Below are 18,297 nucleotides of genomic sequence, written 5' to 3' on the forward strand. Positions count from 1 at the left end.
AACCCCATCTTGACCCACCCCTGACATCCGAAACATAATCGCAAGGTGGGTCACTTCTCGATGAAAACCCCGGGTCACTTCTCAGCGGCAATCAACACGAGATTGCTTTTGTCGTTGTTTGATCTATTCCAATCCAGATGATCCACTTCAACTTGCTTCCATGTCAGAGGTGTCTTGCACCAATGACATTTCTGGTCGCCTCCTCCATACTTCTCATAAGCGACAACCCGGTGTTCATGAACTAATCCCGTTTTGCTTGCTAGTGGGTGTTCAGGTGCATAGCCAAGTTGATAGCCATGAGCATCCATGCAGTATTTGTTTGGTGTTGTGACCGGGGTCAATAATCCCGCTTGCACTCTCGCTTGTCGATCAGCAACTAGCTTTTTCGTGTAGTGATTATGGCATAATGGCTCTTGTAGGAGATTGCGAACTCCTGCGTTCGTGCAGCCCATATATGTGCAAGGCCGGCTTGGTAGTTTCTTTCTTCCCATCCACTAGTTAGCTGGAGGGGTTCTGGACCTTTTAGCGAAGGATTAACGGGGGTTCGCTACGGCAGGGCAATGCGATCCAGCGACGACCGATATTACCATGTCCAGCGACCGAAACGGGAAGTTCAGGATTTCACGAAGGCTATCGTCCTGGCCCTGCGTGATGCTCGCTTGCAGGGTGATCTAGCCCCCTTGGATGCCATTATCCGTGAGAGCGCTGCCGAGTATCCGGCGATCTTGCTGGCGTGTGGTCGGACTGCAAATGACTTCCGGCGGGCTTTTCGTCGTGGCGCTGCTGGCTATCACAACATATCGGCGAACAATCTCGCTCCCATGGAATTGCTGCGCGATGAAGCCCTAGATGGTTATGCGGTAATGCGGCTCACTAGGGAGCAGACCACTACTGTCAAGGGCAAGGCAGAGAAGCTATTTGCGCGGGATCGTCTCATCGATGACCCATCGGGCGCGATATGGCTTGAGGTCATCCACGCGCATCTTGCCGGGGAACGTGAGGCGCATTTGGACTTGCTTTTGAACCTACGTGATCGGGGCCGGGTTCTGAATGCGGCTGACCGTGCAGCTTACCAAATCAAGCCATATCCCACTTCTAGTGAGTTGGGCGATCTGCCGTCGAATGATGCAGTGTTGCCCTTCGCGGCTCGTCAGTATCTTTTTTATCGGGATAAAACGGATCGCTATGAGCAATGGCGTTCGTTAATGACCACACCTGTTCGGATGCTCACTGCCTATCTGGATAATGGGTCGATGATGGCTGCTCGCTTGTGTCGAGGCGATGAGCCGTCAGGGCATGAACATCGGCGCCATTTTCAGGCGCGGGTTACTCGCATTGATGTTGAGTTAGGCGCGCAGTTGGAAGGCTGGGCAGCGCAATGGAATGGCAAACGACCAGAGGCATTATGACAAGAGACGAGATAATGGACGGTCTGGCGGCCGAACTGAAACAGATCATAGACGATACCTGCAAGCCCGAAACATCCATCTTTGACGGGCTGGATAAATGGCAGGATCGTGCATGGCTCTGGATTTTGATGGTCGAGGCACACAGGGATGGCAAAGACCCTGTGATGGCTAGGCTGGCATATGAAAACGGCGATGTTTCGGAGGTGGACTGGCGCACTCGCGTTGAACGTCTGGCACCGGCAATGGCCTACGCATCTGAATGGCAAGCAAAGAGAGCAGCATGAGCGTCATATTCGATCTATTCGGCGATTTCCTGAAATAGCATGACAGCGAAGTCTTTTACGAATGGATGGCTTTGCATGTGAAAGGCCGTGCAGTAGTGTATAAGACTGAGGGTGACGACATGCTCGATGATGGCACGCTAATATCGTGGCGTGATAGTGAATGGACTGCTCATCGGGCCATCTTCGATCCGTCTGACCTAACTATCAGACCGGGTGGTCACTGCTTCCGTTATCCCGGCTGGCAGGTAAGCGAATACGAACTTATCCGCATTGAGTTTGAGGACAACAAGGACGCTCGGCATTTCGCTGTTGAATATGGGATCGAACCTCTGACACTCTGAGAGCGTCTGTTTGCACCCGATGCAGCGTGACAGATTAGGGCTTCACGTTTGTTCTCATAGACAGCCGTAGGGCATCTGAGACCTTGATAGTCCGCTAATCCGGGGGATGGATTAGCGGACTATCTGGACAACTAGAAGCGACCGTTATCCAACACTGCTACCGTGCCATCACTGCATAGCTTCGTTGACTTCGTATCGCGACTTAAAAATCATTGCATGTGCAACTTACTTTCCTAGTAACGCTTGCATGACCTTAACGGTTTTCTGAAAGTGGTTATCATACCAAGTTGTATCGAGCGTCGTGCGGCTTATGTGTGCTGCTATGACCATTGAGGACCATTTGCTTGCATCAGGATCATCAATCACAACGCTTTTTTCGGTGCAGGTAGTTTTAGCTATTATTGCCTCAGTGCTGTCAAGCCGTAGAAATAGTAGCTTGTCGCGTTCCGGTTTGGTGAGTTCACTGCCGCCGAATTTGCTGTATGGGAAAGCAGCAGCGCCATCAACAAAAGCATTGAAGGAACTCCCGCGAAGGTAGCGATCCTTTGGCAGCTTCTTATTGATGAGAGCTTTAATCACGACAGGAGTTGAGCCGGTTATCTGCGTAACAAATATCTTCGGATAATCGCCATTCCCAACAAGCGACTTCATGTGCTTCTCTACTTCATGAAAAGCCTCGTTTGCTTTCTTGGCAGCTTCCTGCTTGGTGGCTTCTGCAATAGCCCGCGTGAAATCATTGAGACGTTCATGCGCTTGAAGAATTGCGCGTTGAGTGATCTCAACCTGTTTGAGCATTTCAAGCGGCATTTCCAGTTTGCTATATTCTAGCTCTGCATTCTCGATGGCATGGAAGATCGAACCAATGTCATTGTTTTTTACCGCTTCATGAAGTTCCGTGACTTGGTTTTCAAGTGCTTCGCGCAACAGTTGCTCATCAATATCTGCGCTGGTTGTCATTGGTCGTCCTCGTCGTTGAATAGGAATATGTTGGGATCGCTCAGCAGGGGTTCGGCTTCATCATCATCAATAGTGAGTGCTGCCCAGCCCATGGGATCGTCTTTGGGGCCGATAACCCAGATAAAACGGCGGTTCATGTCACCGGAGGGACCGGGATCAGGTGTCCAATAATAGCTGTTGCGCAGTGCATCGCTCATGTCCGCCAGCGCTTCCAAGAGATCGTTGAAATTCTCGTCGGCTATGTTTTCTGCGATCCATTGGCCGATAGGCTTGGCACCGGCTGGTAATGGCTGTTTGGCTATATGGGGTCTGGGCGCGATACCGCGCTGCCTAGCTACCTTAGCCGACCAAAGATCATAGGACAGCTTCTCAATCTGCTCGTCGGACATGCCGAGTGCGCTCATGACCTCGCGCATTTTCTTCGCCAGTGAGGTGTCGGGTTCTTGCCGGGTATGGGTCTGGCACTGGAAACAGCCGTAGCCAGCAGCGCCCGATGGATCGAGGAAGAATGCGCCTCGCTGGGTTTTGTCGCGTGAATGGCCTTTGAGGTGGCACAACGGGCAGTCGAATTTGATCTTTGTGCCGCCGTTATAGGGGGCCGATCTGCTCTTTGTCGGGAGGATGCTGCGAATTGCGTCGTGCAGTAGGTTCATAGGGACTCACTAAAAGTGATCCCGTTATCATCGCGTTAAGGGTGCTTGGCTTTGTAACGATTGCGATATAAATTCGTTGCTATGAAACCCAAAGTCGACCAGCCCGCAAACCCGCTGTTCACGAATGGCGAGAATTTCCAAATGAATGCTTGCGTGGGCGCTAACGGCGGCCCGTATGAGCTTTTTCATTACGCGAATGGGTTCTTTGAGGCTGGCCATGCCGCAATTGAGGCTGCACGCAAATGCACGGCTCCTGTTGATACGCTGATTTACCCAATTGCGTTCAGCTACCGTCACGCAATCGAATTGATGCTTAAGCAGATGATCGTCAAACTCAATCTGCTGCTGGGATCACATGAGGGGTTCAAAAAAAGCCATCAGATAGACGTCCTGTGGGATGAGGTTTCGCGCCTGACTGCTGAACATGGACATGATCTTATCGAACCAGATGCGGTCGAACGCATCGGTGCAATTATAGGCCACTTTCATTCCTTCGATCCTACAGGGCAGGTTTTTCGTTACCCATTTGACCGCCAAGACAATCGCCACTTAGAGGGGCATAGCCTCATCAACGTGGAGGTGTTGCAGGTTTATATGCACGACCTGCAACAGACTATGGAACGCTGGTATTATGAGGCAGTCGAACTGCGTCACTGGCAGCTCGATGAGATCGCACAATATGGCGTGGAAGGGTGATATGAGCGGATTGCCCGAAATTCATCTGCGTGGCATGAAATGCTGATGGGGCAGGATCAATCACACCTCGCGACAATGGCGCGCAAGATCACGACCAGCAGCGCAATGAACCCTGCGCTGATGTTGTGCCTGATGATCTGCCCGCTGGGCATCATAGGGATTTCAACGCTGTTCCACGCAGGGCTATGGATACCGGCGCTGATCCTGATTGTCATCACTGGCTTTCCGCTCGGAATAGCATGTTGGCAGCTTGTCCATTTCACGAAGCACGACGCGAATAGGTTGCAAGGTGAGCAGCATATCGAGCGGATGCTGCAAATACGGCAGGCCATTGCGTTTAAGGATGGCGGCGAATTGAAGGAAGTCACCGTATCCGGCGATCTGGTCGGCAATCCAGCACTCGAGGACAAAAGTGGTGAATAATTACCTGCTGTCCTACAACCCGTATGGGTTCACACCGACCGAAGGTCAATTGCTGAACCATGTGAAAGTCAATCGTTTCATCGTTCAGTATTATCAGCCCTTTATCGGCACCTATGTCCTTAAGAGCGAGCAAACCGCTGTAGTCGTGACAGAGAGCCTAAAAGGGCTATTTGAGCAATCGCCGTTCATGGTCACACAATTGTTTTCACATCTGACAGGCGGGACCATGCCACAAGAGATTTGGCATTGGATAAATCACGGCTACATGCCGGCACCGCCGCCGCAGGCTCCGCCACCGCCGCATGAGAACTTCCTTGGTGGCCTGCTCGGCGCGCTCAAGAAAGATGGCAATTAGCTGTCATATCTCACCTTGCAATCCATCGCGGATAATTTCCGCGTAGGCACGGAATGGTGTCTTGATTGTCGCAAGGCACAAGTCGTCCGCCTCAATATCGAGGCTGATCGAGTATAGCCTGTCACATTGACGAGCCAAAAAGCCGATAACGGCTGAGGCTTCGCGACCGATAAATTCGAGTTCGAACACGAACAGCGAGCCGACTAACTCTTGCCCCGATTTCGTCGGGCGGTATTCGTTTTCCACTGTTTCGCGCAGAGATAGTAATTGGATCATGCGTCACCATCCTTGCCTGACCATGTGCGGTCGCCAAGCTGGACACGCCATTTGCCCTGATATTGACCGATTGATTTTGAAGTCTGGTAGTCGCTGCCATCGGTCAGGTGGCGCTCAAGTGCCGTGCGGATAATCTCGATATGCTCTTCGGCTTTTTGTAATCTGTGACAAGCCCCACAAACAGCAAAGAACATGAAGGCGCAGAGCGCGGTTAGGAAATAGATCATTCCGCACCCCATTTTGCGTGAAATTCATCGGCTACATTTTTGTCTGTAAGCGAAATCTGAAATTCGCCTTCGATCATGCTGGCGAACAAGACAGATGGGTGGTTCAACAAAGACGTTACAGCGTCTAGCCAAGCCTTGGTCTTCGATGTGTCGATTTGAACCAAGCAGTGCGGGTTTTTATAGTAGATAAGGATGCTGCTGGTCGCATGAACCGATGTCGTCGGAAGTGGCATCTTGCTACGGATCGTATAAGTGGTTTTCATAATGTGTTCTCCTCTCTCCGCATATTTATCCACGGACGAGAGTTTGAACCCGATAAGGAGCCTCCTGAAATCTCCTGACTGTCAACGCCAAAGAGCGGATGATTATTAGGTGGAACGGCAACATACGATGTTGGCAGGGCAATAGAGCGCTGCGAAGATCGGAGTTACACACAATGGTTGCTTTTTCTCCTAGCATGATCGTCCCCGTTGCTAAGTCGGCTGAATTTGCTTCGGACACCGGGCAAGAGCGCAACGCAAAGTCCATACTGCTCGACGGCATCACCAAGCAGATTGCGCTGTTCAAGAACCCCAGCGAAAATGGTCGCAGGTGGTTCACAATCGGCAAGTCTGAGACGAAGATCACTCTCCGGGTCAACAACCAGCCCATCAAACTCGTTGGTGACGAAACCAGCGTGGTCGTGCCATCGGAGCATTTCGAAGCAGCGATGAACCACTACGCCAAGGAAATCAAAGACGGCAAGATGGATGCCGCGTTGGTCGAAGCCGACAAAGGTATTGCTGCCCGGCGCGAGAAGCTGCGCGCAACTCGCGAGGAAAAAAAGAAAGCCGGATAACAGCTTCTGAGATCGAACTACACGGGGTCGGGAAACTGACCCCATTTTGTTGACTTCTAACTCACATGCAGGCAGTTAGTCGTGCAACCAAACTAGGAGGTTGCAATGGCGGACTGGAAGTCACTCACGGATAAGAAGCTCAAGGCCAAGTTCGAAGAGACTGGTCCTGATCCTCGTGCGGCTGAAAAGCTGCGCGCTCGTTTTTCCAAATCTCTCGATACTGCGCTCAACCAGTTCCTTGCGACAGAACCCACACGGGGCAAAAAATCGTGGAAGGCTGCAAACAACATCGTGGAGTTCAAGCCCACGTTCGGTGGTGAGCCTGTTGCGCTTGATGGCGACACAACACTCTACATACCTAGCGAACGCTTCGACGCTTTTATCAAAGCCTTGAAGGCATCCGTGGAAGCTGGCGAACTTGATGATGCGTTGAACGGCGTGGCTTCCACTAAAAGTGTGTCAGGTGGAAAGGCTAGCACTCGTGCGGCTAGCAGTGATCCCTTGACCAATATCCGTCGCGCTTTCGGTATTCGCATGGGCAAGCAGAAGCAGTCTGCTGCTCAGGCCGCTGCCGCGTTGAAGGCCGATGGCAAGTATGATGCGGCTGACATCGACAAGGTGCTGGCCGAGAAAAAGTGATATAAGAAAACCCCGGCGCTATGGGGTGCCGGGGTTTTCCGTTAATCAAGTGAGAGCCAGGCCAATGTCTAAATTAAACCCTGCTGCAACTATTTAGCTTAGGCGACTATCCGGCCCTTCTGACGGGCTTCTGCGGCATATTGCGATAGCGTGTGCTTGGGCTTGAAGTAGATGTCCTGCTCCATCGTCAGGCCACCGGGCAATTTGACGCCGAATATCTCATCAAGTGAGACATATCCAAGCTCAGGCTCGCCAAAGCCTAGATCAGAAATTCCGAAAGCCAGCCCGTCATCGTCGCATTCCGATATGAGGAATGTCGCTGCGCCAACGGGATTGAATATCTTGACCACCGGCTGATAGTCGCGTTCCCGTCCAGTGCCTTTCAGCGGCTGCTGTTCTTCCCAATTTATGATTAGCTGCTGCAAGTCTGTGGGGCGGATATGTTTTGTCCATTCCATAGTAGGCACGTTCCTTTGGTTGATGTGCCTCAGAACATGCAAAGCCTTTCAGCCAAAAGAGCAAGAAAATAGTGGTCCTGTAGTGGTGTAATTTGTGGTTCGCCAAAGAGTTTATCACGAAGTCAGAAAGTGGATGATTATCAGATAGCCTGAAAGCATACAGTTGGAGAAGGAGCCAACTACATGCTTACACAGGTTGAACTTGCCCAGCTTGCAGATTTCATGCTTGAGGTTGTCGAGTGCGATGCCGACTTTGAAGAAGACGAGTTCTGCTGCACATGGAACGGTACGCGCTTGTATGTAGAGCGCTATCTGACCCACTACCGGATCGAACTCGGTCACGAAGATGATGTAGTCGAATTACCGCGTCACTGACGCCCGCAGACGTTCTTACAGAACGACAAAGCGCCAAGCTGTTACGCTGGCGCTTTCCCCATGAGTGACACTCTACGGGGCTTACAGAGCTTGCCCTCCAATACGATGTCCCTGCTTGTTAAATTCCCAAACTGCGATGTCATCGGCCATCACCACGAAGTCCCCGTTGCGGTTTACGGTCATGTGGTCGATCACGCGCTTGAGGGCTGCATTGGTGCGGAGACGAGCAGCGCGGCGAATGTCCTCATCATCACTGGTCAGCAAGTCAGCTAGGACGCGAAGTTCCTCAATGTCGTTGAAGGTGGATGGTGCAGCGGTGAGCAGCGCATGTTCTTTTTGCAAGGATTCTAATTCGGCTTGGAGCGTTTCGGTTTCGCCTTCGAGCGCGACTACCCTCGCGGCCATCGCTTTGCTTGGTGTGTCGATCATACTGTCAAGCATGTTGCTGATCTGACGATGCTTTAGGTCGAGGCTATGAAGCACGGCATCGATTTTATCCTGAGTAGCATCGGCTTTCGGATTGGACGGTTGCTCATCATCGATTGCTACCCAGAGTAATTGCTTTAGCGTAGCAGCTTCGATGGTCGAGTAGGAAGCGTGAGTTTTATTGTCACAGCCGAAGCCACGCCGGGCAGCGTCACAGATCAGGTAAGCATGGTTTGCCTTCCGTTCGTAGACTTTCTTCTCGCCGGATGCGGTCGTGTATCGCGTGAGGCCACCATCGCGAACAAAGCCCATTGGCCCCTCGCAATGCTCGCAGCGCGCTATCCCGGCAAACAGGTTGTTACCCTGATATTTGGACGAACCACCTGTTCGGGTTTTGGTCGAGCGCATGGCTTCTACGCGGTTGAAGAGGTCCAGCGTGATAATTTGAGGGTAATAGGCAACCGGAATATGTTTGCCATTCTGGGTCTGAAACTCCCCAAGCACTGCGCGATGTGACAGCACATGATTGATTGCGCTTTTGGACCAGCCTTTTGAATTGTCCCTGCCCGAGAATGCTGGCTCACCTCGTCCATTAAGCCGCTTCATAATTGTGTGCAGGCCGATACCCTCTGCATATGACTCGAATATCTCGCGCACGACAGCAACCCGGCGCTTGTTTTCCTGAATGTCGCCGTCTTCGGTAACGGTAAGCCACGCCGGGACATTTTTGGTTATGGCCTTTTTGGACCCTGCTTCGATCGCGGCATACTTTTTGTCCCAACTGGCCTTTGCGCGTTTGGCCTTTTTCTCGCTTTCCTCATGAGCAAGCGATGCTTTTATGATGAGGCCAAATATCTCCAGCATGTCGCTGGCATCGGCACGGTAAATCTGATCGTCATGATAGGTCGCAACATCGACCCCTCGTTCATTTAAGGCCCAGATAAGCTGCGCTGCTGCTTTCGGTCCCTGACGGCTGAGACGGTCGATATTTTCAACAACGAGGACCGCTCCATTGCTGAAATGGCCTGACCGCGCTTTGGCCTCAAATTCAAATAGGGCAGCACCTTCATCACGGTTGCTACCATGAAAAGCTGAACGCCCCTCGTCGGTCATTTCCCCTGCAAGGTGCCAGCCCTTGCTTTCGATGAAGGACCTGGCCGTTGATAGCTGGCGCTCAAGCGAGAAGCCCTTTGCTTGCTCGGCGCTTGAGAAGCGGGCATATATGTAAGCGGGCTTTAAGGCGCTGCGCGTTAGGGTCATTTCGGTCATAAGCATGTCCTAGCTGCGATGAGTTAGGATTTCCTTTTACAACCGTTTAGGGCTGCTTTCTGCTCTGGACGGCGGCGGGCGCTCTCATCTGGAACCTGATCCTTGCCTATGCGGGCTATTTCCTCGGGCGATCTTTCCGCGACATCGACAAATATCTGGGGCCGGTGACGACCGCCTTCGTCATCGCGGCGGTGATCGCCTATCTGTGGCGGCTGGCGACATGGAAGCCCACTAGAACGGAAGCTTGATCCCCACCATCACGCGCTGCGACGCGGTGCCGTTGCCGAACGCCTGGCTTTCGACACGGACATTGCCCTTCACCTGCCCGAACAAGCCGATCTCGGCCCGGCCGAGCGGCGGCTCGGTGCTGTCGGTCGTGCGCTCGATTCGCTGGCTGGGCCGCCGCCCGGTCACGACGATGGCATTGGGGTCGGCGCTGGGTCTGACGGTCCGCAGGTCGAAATCGGGCGGGATTTCGCCCGCGCCCGCCACTTGCAACAGCATCGCGAAACGCAGCATCGCCTTGGCCTCCGTCGCCCCCGACGGCCGGAGACTGTCGAGCGATTACGGCGCTTTGATGGCGATTTCAGGCGCGTGGATGGGCGTTGCGATAGATATCGAGCAGATGCGCCGCATCCACCTGCGTATAGACCTGCGTCGAGGACAGGCTCGCATGGCCGAGCAGTTCCTGGAGCGAGCGCAAATCCGCCCCCCGACCCAGCAGGTGCGTTGCGAAACTATGGCGCAGCGCATGGGGCGTCGTGCGGTCGGACAGTCCCAGTCGTCCCCGCGCACCCTGGACCGCACGGCGGATCAGCGCCGCCGACAGCGGCCCTCCGCGTGCCCCGCGGAATAGCGGCCCGGTCCGCTCCATCGGATGCGGACACTGGCGGACATAGGCTTCGATGGCCCCCCGCACCTGCGGCAGCAGCGGGACGATCCGCGTCTTGTTGCGCTTGCCCGTCACGCGCAGCGTTTCGCCCAGTGGCAGCACTTCGCCGGTCAGCGCCATCGCCTCACCGATGCGCAGCCCCGCGCCATATAGCAGCAGCAGCACAGCCCAGTCGCGCGCGCCGATCCATCCCTCTCGCGCGGTTTCGGCGATATCTTCGGCCAGTGCCATGGCTTCGTCGGGAGATACGGGGCGCGGCAGCCCGCGCTTGACGCGCGGTCCTTTGATCCTTGGCACCCGGGCATCGTCGCCGCCGGTGAATTTCAGAAAACCCCGTACCGCCGATAATTCCCGCGCGGCGGACAGGTTGCCGATGCCGTCGAGGCGGCGATGGGTGAGAAAGGCGCGCAGGTCCGCCTGGTCGATCCGCGCCACCAGAGCCGCGTCCACCGCTTGCCCATGATGCGATTCGAGAAAGGCGATCAGCCGCTCCGCGGTGGCGACATAGGCGCGCACGGTATGGACCGACCTGCGCCGGTCGAGCGCCAGATGCCGCCGCCATGCTTCGAGGAGGGAAGGGCTGCCCTGCGTCATCGGGCCGCCCTTAGCAGAGCCGTGCCCGTCAGGACAGCGGCGGGAGCGAATCGTTCTTGTCGGGACCGGTCGCGTCCCGCTTGGCGCGGGCGGCGTCGGACAGGTCCTGACGGCGCGCCATGGCGAGCCAGGCGCTTTCAGCGCGCAGGAATCGGTCGCGGACATTGGTGAGGTTCGCGGCGGCGGCATCGTCATGCGCCTGCGCCGCAAGGGCGCGATAGTCAGGAGCAGCCACGTCGATCTCCTCGGATAGGGGGTACAAGGGGCGGGGCCGGATACCGGCCCCGCATCCCCGGATTATTCGGCGTGCGCGATGTTCACAGCCGCCATCTTGCCGCGACGATCCTGTTCCAGATCGTAGGACACGCGGTCCTTTTCGCGCAGCGTGGCCAGGCCCGCCTTCTCGACGGCACTGATGTGGACGAAGGCGTCGGTGCCGCCATTGTCCGGAGCGATGAAGCCATAGCCCTTGTCCGCGTTGAAGAATTTGACGGTGCCGATAATGCTGCTCATGAATGAGCTCCTTTCTTTCAGATCGACAGGTCCCGTGTGGACCTGCCGGGTTGCTAGAGGGGCAGGGAAAGAAGGAAGAGGGAGCAGCAAAGCGCCGAAGACCGTCGATTTGCGACTGTAGCTGCCGCACCATAGCGCATCGGCGCGACAATAGCAAAAGCGGTCGGTCGCTGCGTGGACCCGTCCTTGAAATCCGTGCCGAAATGGGCACATGGGAAGCTATGGCGCTTCCCTTCGACCCGGCCGATCTGCCGACCGGCCTGCTGATGCCGATGAGCCCGCTCGTCGCGCGCGTGCTTGCCCCCAATCCTTCGCCCTTCACCTATACAGGGACGCAGACATATCTGGTGGGAACCGATGTCGTCGCCGTGATCGATCCCGGCCCCGCCGACCCCGCGCACCTTGCGGCGTTGGCTTCAGCGATCTCGGGTCGTCCCGTCGCCGCGATCCTGTGCACCCATACGCACCGCGACCACAGCCCTGCTGCGCGCCCGTTGAGCGAAACGACCGGCGCCCCCGTCGTCGGCTGCGCGCCGCTGACGCTGGAGGATGACGGCCCGCGCGCCGACGCCGCGTTCGACGCGGACTATATGCCCACTCGCATCCTTGTCGACGGGGACCGGGTAACCGGCCCGGGCTGGACGCTGGAAGCGGTGGCGACGCCCGGCCATACGTCCAACCATCTGTGCTTTTCGCTGCTGGAGGAAAAGGCGCTGTTCAGCGGCGATCATGTCATGGGTTGGTCCACCAGCGTCATTTCACCCCCGGACGGCGACATGACTGCCTATATGGCGTCGATGCAGCGGCTGCTGGGGCGGGACGATGTCATCTACTATCCCGCCCATGGCGAGCCGGTCGATCAGCCTCGGCGGCTGGTGCGGGGCATGATGGGCCATCGCAAACAGCGGGAGGGGCAGATCATGCGCTTCCTCGAACGGCACGGGGCCAGCGCGATCCCCGACATGGTGTCGGAAATGTACAAGGGCGTCGATTCGCGCCTCCACCCTGCCGCCGGGCGCTCGGTCCTGGCGCATCTCATCGACCTCGATGCGCGGGGATTGGCGACGCCTGCCGGGGGCGGCCTGTGGCAGATACGCTGAAGCGCTACGCCCCGCCGGTCGTTCTTGCTCTGCTGATCCTCGGCGTGGGTGCGGCGATGCTTGTGGGATGGCAACGTTATAATCGCGATTATGTCGTCAGTGTCGAGGATGACGGATCGGCTGTCACCAGAATCATCGCGGAGCGCATATCGGGGGCCAGCGCCCTGCGCGTCAGCCAGTTGAACGGCACGATCCAGAGCACGGCGCAGGATGTGCGCGGCTTTGGCCTGCTCAAGTCCGATCAGGTGGTGAAGATGCCCTATTCGGTCGATTATTTCGTCGATCTGTCGGGCCTGTCCGCCCACGATCTCGAATGGGATGCGAAAACACGGACGCTGATCGTCAACGCGCCCGATGTCGCACCGGCTAAGCCCAATGTCGACGAAAGCCGCCGCACGCTCGTGCGCACCAACGGCCTGTTCGTCACCCGGCAGGCGAGCGAGGAGCTCAGCCGCCGCGTTTCTGCCCATGCGCAATCCCGTGCCGCCACCTCTGCGCGCTCGCCCGAACGCATGGCGCAGGCGCGGGAATATGGCCGTAAGGCCATCGCCCGGATCATGGGCGCGCCGCTTGCCGCCATCGGCTATGACGACGCGCGCGTGCTCGTCACCTTTCCGCCGGAACGCAACGACCCGAACCGCGACCGCTGGGACGTGACGACCCCGATCAACGAGGTGCTGGCAAACCGCCGCCAGCAGCGCTAGGGCGCGCAGCAAAGACCCGCCAAGGAGTCACAGGGTATGAACGCTATCACCGGTATTCCGCAGGGCATCGACCTGCGCGCGGAGATCGACCGCCTCCGCAAGGAGCGCAACGCCGTCATCCTCGGCCATTACTATCAGAAGCCGGAAATCCAGGACCTGTCCGATTTCGTGGGCGATTCCCTCGAACTGTCGCGCAAGGCGGCGGAAACCGATGCGGATGTGATCGCCTTTTGCGGGGTGCGTTTCATGGCGGAAACGGCCAAGATCCTCTCGCCAGAAAAGATCGTCATCCTGCCCGACATGGACGCCGGATGTTCGCTGGAGGACAGCTGCCCCCCCGCGCAATTCAAGGCGTTTCGCGAAGCGCATCCAGACCATATCGCGCTCAGCTACATCAACTGCTCGACCGAGGTGAAGGCGCTGTCCGACATCATCGTCACCTCGTCGTCGGCGGAAAAGATCGTCGCGCAACTGCCCGCCGATCAAAAGATCATCTTCGGCCCCGACAAGCATCTGGGCGGCTATCTGAAGCGTAAGCTCGGGCGCGATATGCTGTTGTGGCCGGGCGTATGCATCGTGCACGAAGCGTTCAGCGAAACCGAATTGCTGAAGCTCAAGGCGCAGCACCCCGGCGCGCCCGTCGCCGCGCACCCCGAATGTCCGCCCTATATCGCCGATCATGCCGATTATATCGGATCGACCAGCGGCATCCTCGACTATTCGCGCACGATGCCGGGCGACACGCTGATCGTCGCGACCGAACCGCACATCATCCATCAGATGCGCAAGAGCATGCCGAACAAGAATTTCATCGGCGCGCCGGGTGCGGACGGCAACTGCAACTGCAATGTGTGCCCCTATATGGCGCTCAACACGCTGGAAAAGCTCTACGTCGCGCTGCGCGACCTCCAGCCGCGCATCGAGATGGAGGAAGGGCTGCGCCTCGCCGCCAAGAAGAGTCTCGACCGGATGCTCGACATGGCGGGTGCGACTGTGGGGCAGGGCGATGTGGGGCCGCGTGGCTGATCCCGTGCTCTTGACGCTCCCCGGCTTCGACCTCGACGCCTTCGTCGCCGCGACGCTGGCCGAAGATCTCGGCCCGGACGGTCGCGATGTGACCAGCGAGGCGGTGATCCCTGCCGATGCCCTGTTCGACGGCGTGATGGACAGCCGCGACGCGGTGACGCTTGCGGGTCTCCCCATCGCCGTCGCTTTCTTTCGTGCCCTCGACCCGGCGGTCGAGATCGAGATGCTGCATAGGGACGGCGACCGCGTGGCGGCGGGCACCGATATCATGCGCATCCGTGGCAAGGCGCGCGCGATGCTGATGGCGGAGCGGTCCGCGCTCAATACGGTGCAGCACCTCACTGGCATCGCGACCATGACCCGCGCCTATGTCGACGCGATCCTGGGCACCGGGGCGACGCTGCTCGACACGCGAAAGACGATTCCCGGTCTTCGCGTCCTGGAAAAATATGCGACGCGCATGGGCGGCGCGACCAATCATCGCATGGGCCTGTGGGACGCGGCGATGATCAAGGACAATCACGTCGCCGTCGCAGGATCGGTCGACGAAGCCGTCCGCCGCGCCGTCGCCGCCGGGGTGGAACGCATCATCGTCGAGGTCGACCGGGTCGACCAGATCGAACCGGCGCTGGCGGCGGGTGCGACTCACCTGCTGCTCGACAATATGGACGCGCCGACGCTACGCGGTGCCGTGACCCTGGTAGGAGGCCGCGTGCCGACCGAATCGTCGGGCGGCGTCACGCTGGACACGATCCGCGCCAAGGCGGAAACCGGCGTTACCTATATCAGCGTCGGTCGCCTGACGCAGTCTGCCCCCGCCGCCGATATCGGACTGGATTTCGCCTATGCTTAAAGCCCTGCTGCCCATCGTCGCCCTGGCCGCGCCCGCGACCGCCATGGCGCAGGCGAACCAGTGTCGTCTTCCCACCGTCATCCCGCGCCCCGTGGTGGAAGGCCCGACCGCCGACGAGCCCAGGCGCGTCCTGCCCGTCGGCAGCTATACACTCGCGGTCAGTTGGTCGCCCGCTTATTGCGCCCGGTCGAAGGGCGGAGCGAAGGATGATTTCCAGTGCCGTTCGGGCAATGATTTCGGCTTCACGCTGCATGGCCTGTGGCCCGATGGGGTGGGCAAGGACTGGCCGCAATATTGCAAGGCCGCGCCCATTCTGCCGCGACAGGTCGTACGCGATCACCTCTGCGCGACGCCCTCGGTCCAGCTTATTCAGCATGAATGGGTCAAGCACGGCACTTGCCTGCCGACGACGCCGACGAAATTCTTTGCCCGGTCGCGCCAGCTCTATGATGCGTTGCGCTACCCGGGCATGGCGGAACTGGCGGCGCGCCCGATGCTGTCCGCTCGTGCGTTCGCCACGGCCTTTGCCGCCGTCAACCCGGGCATGACCGCGGACATGATGCGGCTCAACGTCAACCGGGACGGGACGCTCGGCGAAGTTTGGGTCTGTCTGAACCGCCAACTGCGCTACGCCCGCTGCCCGGCGCATCAGGGGGGCGTGAACGACGCGACCCGCATCACCATCGTTCCGCGCGGCTAGAGACCCTAGCCGTCGATGACCGCCGTCGAGGGATGGTGGCGGTCCAGATGCTTGCGGATGATGCGCAAATTCTTGGTATTCGACTTGTAGAAAAAGTCGAATGCATCGCCTGCGAAAGGGATCGCGCCGATGGCGGCATCGAACCCCACATTGGCGGCCATGCGCATCAGCTGCCAACGCGACAGGCCAAGGTTGCGCGCTTCCCACACGATCCATCCCCCCATCGCAGCGGTGACGAGGTCGCCGACGATGGGTACGAGGCCGATCAGGCTGTCGAGGCCGACGCGGCGCTGCGTGCCGGGAATGACGAAAAGCCCTTCCAGCAATTGCTCCATCGCCTCGATCCGGCGGCGGACAGAGGCCGGATCGCGCCCTAAACCGGGCAAGTCCTGAACCATGCGCTGGAACTGATCCTGTGAGATTGCCATCCGTCCTGTCTCCTTAAGACAGTTAATTGGTGCTGCGGAACAGATGGTTCAATGGGTGCCTGGCACGCGGCGAAGGGAGAAACCCGCTGAGCCGCCGCGACACCAGCGACCAGCGCACCGGCGCGCCCAGCGGGACATAGCCATTATGCGCCGTCATGCGTGCTTCGGCGTCGGCGATACGGGCAGTGCGCTCCGCTTCGCTGGCCGCGCGGCTGGCGGCGGTGAGCTGGGCATCGGCCTGCGGATCGCAATGCACTTTGCGCGGACAACCGATGCGGCCGAGGTACCAGATCGCGCTGTCATAGGCGGCGACTTCGTCCACCAGCCGCAGGTCCGCGTCGGCCCGCATCGGCACCCGCCGCGCGGGCAACCCGACGCTGGCGAGGTCGCGGGCGATCAGCGCGAACAGCAACGTCGATCCGGACCCGTTGGGCAGGGCGATGCGCAGCGGCGGCGGGTCGCCATGATCCGCCCGCCATCGCGTGACACTGGCCGCCGCCTGCGCGCGCCGTTCTCCCAGCGGCAGGGACGCCCATGCCGGCGGGGTCGGATCGCGCCCAAGGTCGAGCGCGCCGGGCAGAATCGTCTCGCTTGTCGCCCACCCGCCCAGCGGGAATAACGCAGGCAACTGGCTGCGGTCGATCGTCATGTTGATCGCAGCGCGGATGCCGTCGTCGTCCAGCAGCGTGCCCGTCCCCACGATCGCCAGCCCCAGCAGCCCCTGCACCGGGTCGATACGCACATCGTTCCGGTCGATCCCGGCGGGCACCAGCAGCGGCAAGTCGGAATAGCGCCCCCCCAGTACCAGCGCCGCGTCGCCTTCGCGAAACCGCACGATGGCCAGCGCCGGACGCTCCGCGCGGACCACACGGATCTGCCATGGCGGAATCGGCTGATCCTCGTCGCCATCGTCGCCGCTCGACCGGTCTATCGGCGTCAGGAACAGCTGGCCGCCCTGTGCCATGCGGCGATACGGGCCTGTTCCCCCGGTGCGAGACAGCACCGCCATCTGCGGCTGGGCCAGCATCTGGAGGATGAAGGGGCGGGGGGTGGAGAGGCGGATCTCGATGACTTCGCCCGTCATCGGCACGACCGCCTGCACGGCGTCCAGCGGCCCTTCCGGATCCATCCGCCGCAGCATTTCGATCCGCGCCATCAGCATCCGCGCGACATCGGGTGCCGTCACGCGCGAGCCGTCCTCCCAGAAGGCACGGCGCAGGCGAAAGATATAGCTGCGCCCGTCATCCTGCACGATCCAGCGCTGGGCGAGCGCGGGCAGGATATCGCCCCCCGCATCGAACGCCACAAGACCCTGCGCGGTGGCTTCCAGAATCAGCTTGGCGGCGGGATCGGGAAGGTTGGGAAGGGGGCGGGCGAAATCGTCCCTGTCGCCGATGACGCTGACGACGACCGGGCCGCTTCCTTCGTCCGAACACCCTCCCACCGCCAGCAGGAGAGCGGCGGCGATGGTGATGGCCATTCGGCGGCGGGGAGTGGTTGCAGTCATGCGGACCGCCACCCTAGCCTGCGCCGCCGGTCCCGCCAACCGCCGATAGAACCGCTGCCGCATGCGCCTGCCCCGGCGCGTCGGTCGCTTCGCCTCCGATTGTCGTGCGACGGGCCGCGAACAAAGAAAAGGGCGACCGACTCCGCCAGGGAGATGGCCGCCCTTCGCAGGTCCGGTCCGCCCCGCCGTCAGGCGGGACGGATAGCCGATTACTTCAGCTCGACGGTCGCGCCGGCTTCTTCAAGCTGCTTCTTCAGCTTGTCGGCTTCTTCCTTGTTCACGCCTTCCTTGACCGCCTTGGGCGCGCCTTCGACCAGTGCCTTGGCTTCGGTCAGGCCCAGGCCGGTGATGGCG

General features: G+C 58.8%; 28 protein-coding genes. 13 read left to right on the forward strand and 15 right to left on the reverse strand.

Features of this window, described 5'->3' with window-relative positions; translation table 11 throughout:
• Positions 1–74 precede the first annotated feature (74 nt).
• Positions 75–308 carry an HNH endonuclease gene (locus tag DI606_RS16355; RefSeq protein ID WP_293984904.1) on the reverse strand — a complete coding sequence of 78 codons (234 nt, stop codon included), beginning with the start codon at positions 306–308 and terminating at the stop codon, positions 75–77.
• A gap of 372 nt (positions 309–680) precedes the next feature.
• Between DI606_RS16355 and DI606_RS16360 the strand changes: the two genes are divergently transcribed.
• On the forward strand, positions 681–1,409 hold the full coding sequence (locus DI606_RS16360) for a hypothetical protein (protein ID WP_293984906.1): 729 nt from the start codon (positions 681–683) through the stop codon (positions 1,407–1,409).
• A gap of 14 nt (positions 1,410–1,423) precedes the next feature.
• Positions 1,424–1,693, forward strand: coding sequence for a hypothetical protein (locus DI606_RS16365; RefSeq protein ID WP_293984908.1), 270 nt, complete (start codon positions 1,424–1,426; stop codon positions 1,691–1,693).
• Between the two features lie 566 nt (positions 1,694–2,259).
• Here the strand turns inward: DI606_RS16365 and DI606_RS16370 are convergent.
• Both DI606_RS16370 and DI606_RS16375 read right to left on the reverse strand, forming a co-directional pair.
• On the reverse strand, positions 2,260–2,991 hold the full coding sequence (locus DI606_RS16370; protein ID WP_293984909.1) for a hypothetical protein: 732 nt from the start codon (positions 2,989–2,991) through the stop codon (positions 2,260–2,262).
• Positions 2,988–3,644: a hypothetical protein gene (locus tag DI606_RS16375; protein WP_293984910.1), complete on the reverse strand. Its 657-nt coding sequence runs from the start codon at positions 3,642–3,644 to the stop codon at positions 2,988–2,990. Before DI606_RS16375 ends, DI606_RS16370 begins: the two co-directional genes overlap by 4 nt.
• Positions 3,645–3,725: 81 nt before the next feature.
• Between DI606_RS16375 and DI606_RS16380 the strand changes: the two genes are divergently transcribed.
• Genes DI606_RS16380 through DI606_RS16390 form a run of 3 tightly spaced genes read left to right on the forward strand, consistent with a single transcriptional unit; the run spans position 3,726 to position 5,118 of the window.
• The gene (locus tag DI606_RS16380; RefSeq protein WP_293984912.1) at positions 3,726–4,340 is read left to right on the forward strand and encodes a hypothetical protein; all 615 of its coding nucleotides are present in this window, start codon (positions 3,726–3,728) and stop codon (positions 4,338–4,340) included.
• A 45-nt stretch (positions 4,341–4,385) separates the two neighbouring features.
• Positions 4,386–4,763, forward strand: coding sequence for a hypothetical protein (locus DI606_RS16385; RefSeq protein ID WP_293984937.1), 378 nt, complete (start codon positions 4,386–4,388; stop codon positions 4,761–4,763).
• Complete coding sequence (locus DI606_RS16390) at positions 4,756–5,118, forward strand: hypothetical protein (protein WP_293984938.1); 363 nt, start codon at positions 4,756–4,758, stop codon at positions 5,116–5,118. Before DI606_RS16385 ends, DI606_RS16390 begins: the two co-directional genes overlap by 8 nt.
• 3 nt (positions 5,119–5,121) lie before the next feature.
• On the opposite strand, the gene DI606_RS16395 is transcribed toward DI606_RS16390, so the two are convergent.
• The 3 genes from DI606_RS16395 to DI606_RS16405 are packed head-to-tail and all read right to left on the reverse strand — an operon-like array spanning position 5,122 to position 5,884.
• The gene (locus DI606_RS16395; protein ID WP_293984940.1) at positions 5,122–5,394 is read right to left on the reverse strand and encodes a hypothetical protein; all 273 of its coding nucleotides are present in this window, start codon (positions 5,392–5,394) and stop codon (positions 5,122–5,124) included.
• Positions 5,391–5,621 (reverse strand): hypothetical protein, encoded by a 231-nt coding sequence (locus DI606_RS16400; RefSeq protein ID WP_293984941.1) that lies wholly within the window; start codon positions 5,619–5,621, stop codon positions 5,391–5,393. Before DI606_RS16400 ends, DI606_RS16395 begins: the two co-directional genes overlap by 4 nt.
• A complete protein-coding gene (locus tag DI606_RS16405; protein ID WP_293984942.1) occupies positions 5,618–5,884 on the reverse strand; it encodes a hypothetical protein in 267 nt (88 codons plus the stop codon). The genes DI606_RS16400 and DI606_RS16405 overlap by 4 nt, the downstream gene beginning before the upstream one ends.
• A gap of 173 nt (positions 5,885–6,057) precedes the next feature.
• Here DI606_RS16405 and DI606_RS16410 point away from each other — a divergent pair, with 173 nt between their 5' ends.
• Together DI606_RS16410 and DI606_RS16415 are read left to right on the forward strand one after the other, a co-directional pair.
• Positions 6,058–6,459, forward strand: a complete 402-nt coding sequence (locus DI606_RS16410) for a hypothetical protein (protein WP_293984943.1) — start codon at positions 6,058–6,060, stop codon at positions 6,457–6,459.
• Between the two features lie 105 nt (positions 6,460–6,564).
• Positions 6,565–7,098: a hypothetical protein gene (locus tag DI606_RS16415; protein ID WP_293984945.1), complete on the forward strand. Its 534-nt coding sequence runs from the start codon at positions 6,565–6,567 to the stop codon at positions 7,096–7,098.
• A 98-nt stretch (positions 7,099–7,196) separates the two neighbouring features.
• On the opposite strand, the gene DI606_RS16420 is transcribed toward DI606_RS16415, so the two are convergent.
• Positions 7,197–7,556, reverse strand: coding sequence for a DUF2958 domain-containing protein (locus DI606_RS16420; RefSeq protein ID WP_293984947.1), 360 nt, complete (start codon positions 7,554–7,556; stop codon positions 7,197–7,199).
• A gap of 183 nt (positions 7,557–7,739) precedes the next feature.
• Here DI606_RS16420 and DI606_RS16425 point away from each other — a divergent pair, with 183 nt between their 5' ends.
• Entirely contained in the window at positions 7,740–7,931 is a 192-nt protein-coding gene (locus DI606_RS16425; protein WP_293984949.1) for a hypothetical protein, read from the forward strand.
• Positions 7,932–8,012: 81 nt separating this feature from the next.
• On the opposite strand, the gene DI606_RS16430 is transcribed toward DI606_RS16425, so the two are convergent.
• The 5 genes from DI606_RS16430 to DI606_RS16450 all read right to left on the reverse strand — a co-directional run bounded on the left by DI606_RS16430 (position 8,013) and on the right by DI606_RS16450 (position 11,625).
• Positions 8,013–9,626 carry a recombinase family protein gene (locus DI606_RS16430; RefSeq protein WP_293984951.1) on the reverse strand — a complete coding sequence of 538 codons (1,614 nt, stop codon included), beginning with the start codon at positions 9,624–9,626 and terminating at the stop codon, positions 8,013–8,015.
• A gap of 231 nt (positions 9,627–9,857) precedes the next feature.
• Positions 9,858–10,145 carry a hypothetical protein gene (locus DI606_RS16435; RefSeq protein WP_293984953.1) on the reverse strand — a complete coding sequence of 96 codons (288 nt, stop codon included), beginning with the start codon at positions 10,143–10,145 and terminating at the stop codon, positions 9,858–9,860.
• A gap of 67 nt (positions 10,146–10,212) precedes the next feature.
• Positions 10,213–11,112: a tyrosine recombinase XerC gene (locus DI606_RS16440; RefSeq protein ID WP_293984955.1), complete on the reverse strand. Its 900-nt coding sequence runs from the start codon at positions 11,110–11,112 to the stop codon at positions 10,213–10,215.
• Positions 11,113–11,140: 28 nt separating this feature from the next.
• Complete coding sequence (locus tag DI606_RS16445) at positions 11,141–11,347, reverse strand: hypothetical protein (protein WP_293984957.1); 207 nt, start codon at positions 11,345–11,347, stop codon at positions 11,141–11,143.
• Positions 11,348–11,409: 62 nt separating this feature from the next.
• On the reverse strand, positions 11,410–11,625 hold the full coding sequence (locus DI606_RS16450; protein WP_293984959.1) for a cold-shock protein: 216 nt from the start codon (positions 11,623–11,625) through the stop codon (positions 11,410–11,412).
• Positions 11,626–11,846: 221 nt separating this feature from the next.
• On the opposite strand from DI606_RS16450, the gene DI606_RS16455 reads away from it, so the two are divergent.
• Genes DI606_RS16455 through DI606_RS16475 form a run of 5 tightly spaced genes read left to right on the forward strand, consistent with a single transcriptional unit; the run spans position 11,847 to position 16,008 of the window.
• The gene (locus DI606_RS16455; RefSeq protein WP_293984961.1) at positions 11,847–12,725 is read left to right on the forward strand and encodes an MBL fold metallo-hydrolase; all 879 of its coding nucleotides are present in this window, start codon (positions 11,847–11,849) and stop codon (positions 12,723–12,725) included.
• Entirely contained in the window at positions 12,710–13,429 is a 720-nt protein-coding gene (locus DI606_RS16460) for a DUF4230 domain-containing protein (RefSeq protein WP_293984963.1), read from the forward strand. The genes DI606_RS16455 and DI606_RS16460 overlap by 16 nt, the downstream gene beginning before the upstream one ends.
• Before the next feature lie 36 nt (positions 13,430–13,465).
• Positions 13,466–14,455 carry a quinolinate synthase NadA gene (gene nadA, locus DI606_RS16465; RefSeq protein ID WP_293984965.1) on the forward strand — a complete coding sequence of 330 codons (990 nt, stop codon included), beginning with the start codon at positions 13,466–13,468 and terminating at the stop codon, positions 14,453–14,455.
• Positions 14,456–14,459: 4 nt separating this feature from the next.
• The gene (nadC, locus tag DI606_RS16470; protein WP_293984970.1) at positions 14,460–15,308 is read left to right on the forward strand and encodes a carboxylating nicotinate-nucleotide diphosphorylase; all 849 of its coding nucleotides are present in this window, start codon (positions 14,460–14,462) and stop codon (positions 15,306–15,308) included.
• The gene (locus DI606_RS16475; RefSeq protein ID WP_293984966.1) at positions 15,301–16,008 is read left to right on the forward strand and encodes a ribonuclease T; all 708 of its coding nucleotides are present in this window, start codon (positions 15,301–15,303) and stop codon (positions 16,006–16,008) included. The genes nadC and DI606_RS16475 overlap by 8 nt, the downstream gene beginning before the upstream one ends.
• A gap of 5 nt (positions 16,009–16,013) precedes the next feature.
• Here DI606_RS16475 and DI606_RS16480 read toward each other — a convergent pair whose 3' ends face one another.
• The 3 genes from DI606_RS16480 to DI606_RS16490 all read right to left on the reverse strand — a co-directional run.
• Entirely contained in the window at positions 16,014–16,436 is a 423-nt protein-coding gene (locus DI606_RS16480) for a DUF4112 domain-containing protein (RefSeq protein WP_293984968.1), read from the reverse strand.
• A 22-nt stretch (positions 16,437–16,458) separates the two neighbouring features.
• Positions 16,459–17,916 (reverse strand): ABC transporter substrate-binding protein, encoded by a 1,458-nt coding sequence (locus DI606_RS16485; RefSeq protein WP_293984971.1) that lies wholly within the window; start codon positions 17,914–17,916, stop codon positions 16,459–16,461.
• A 236-nt stretch (positions 17,917–18,152) separates the two neighbouring features.
• On the reverse strand, positions 18,153–18,297 hold a 145-nt coding region (locus tag DI606_RS16490), incomplete at its 5' end, for a ribosomal protein L7/L12 (RefSeq protein ID WP_293984973.1).

The sequence above is a fragment of the Sphingobium sp. genome (assembly GCF_003248505.1).
Lineage (GTDB): Bacteria > Pseudomonadota > Alphaproteobacteria > Sphingomonadales > Sphingomonadaceae > Sphingobium.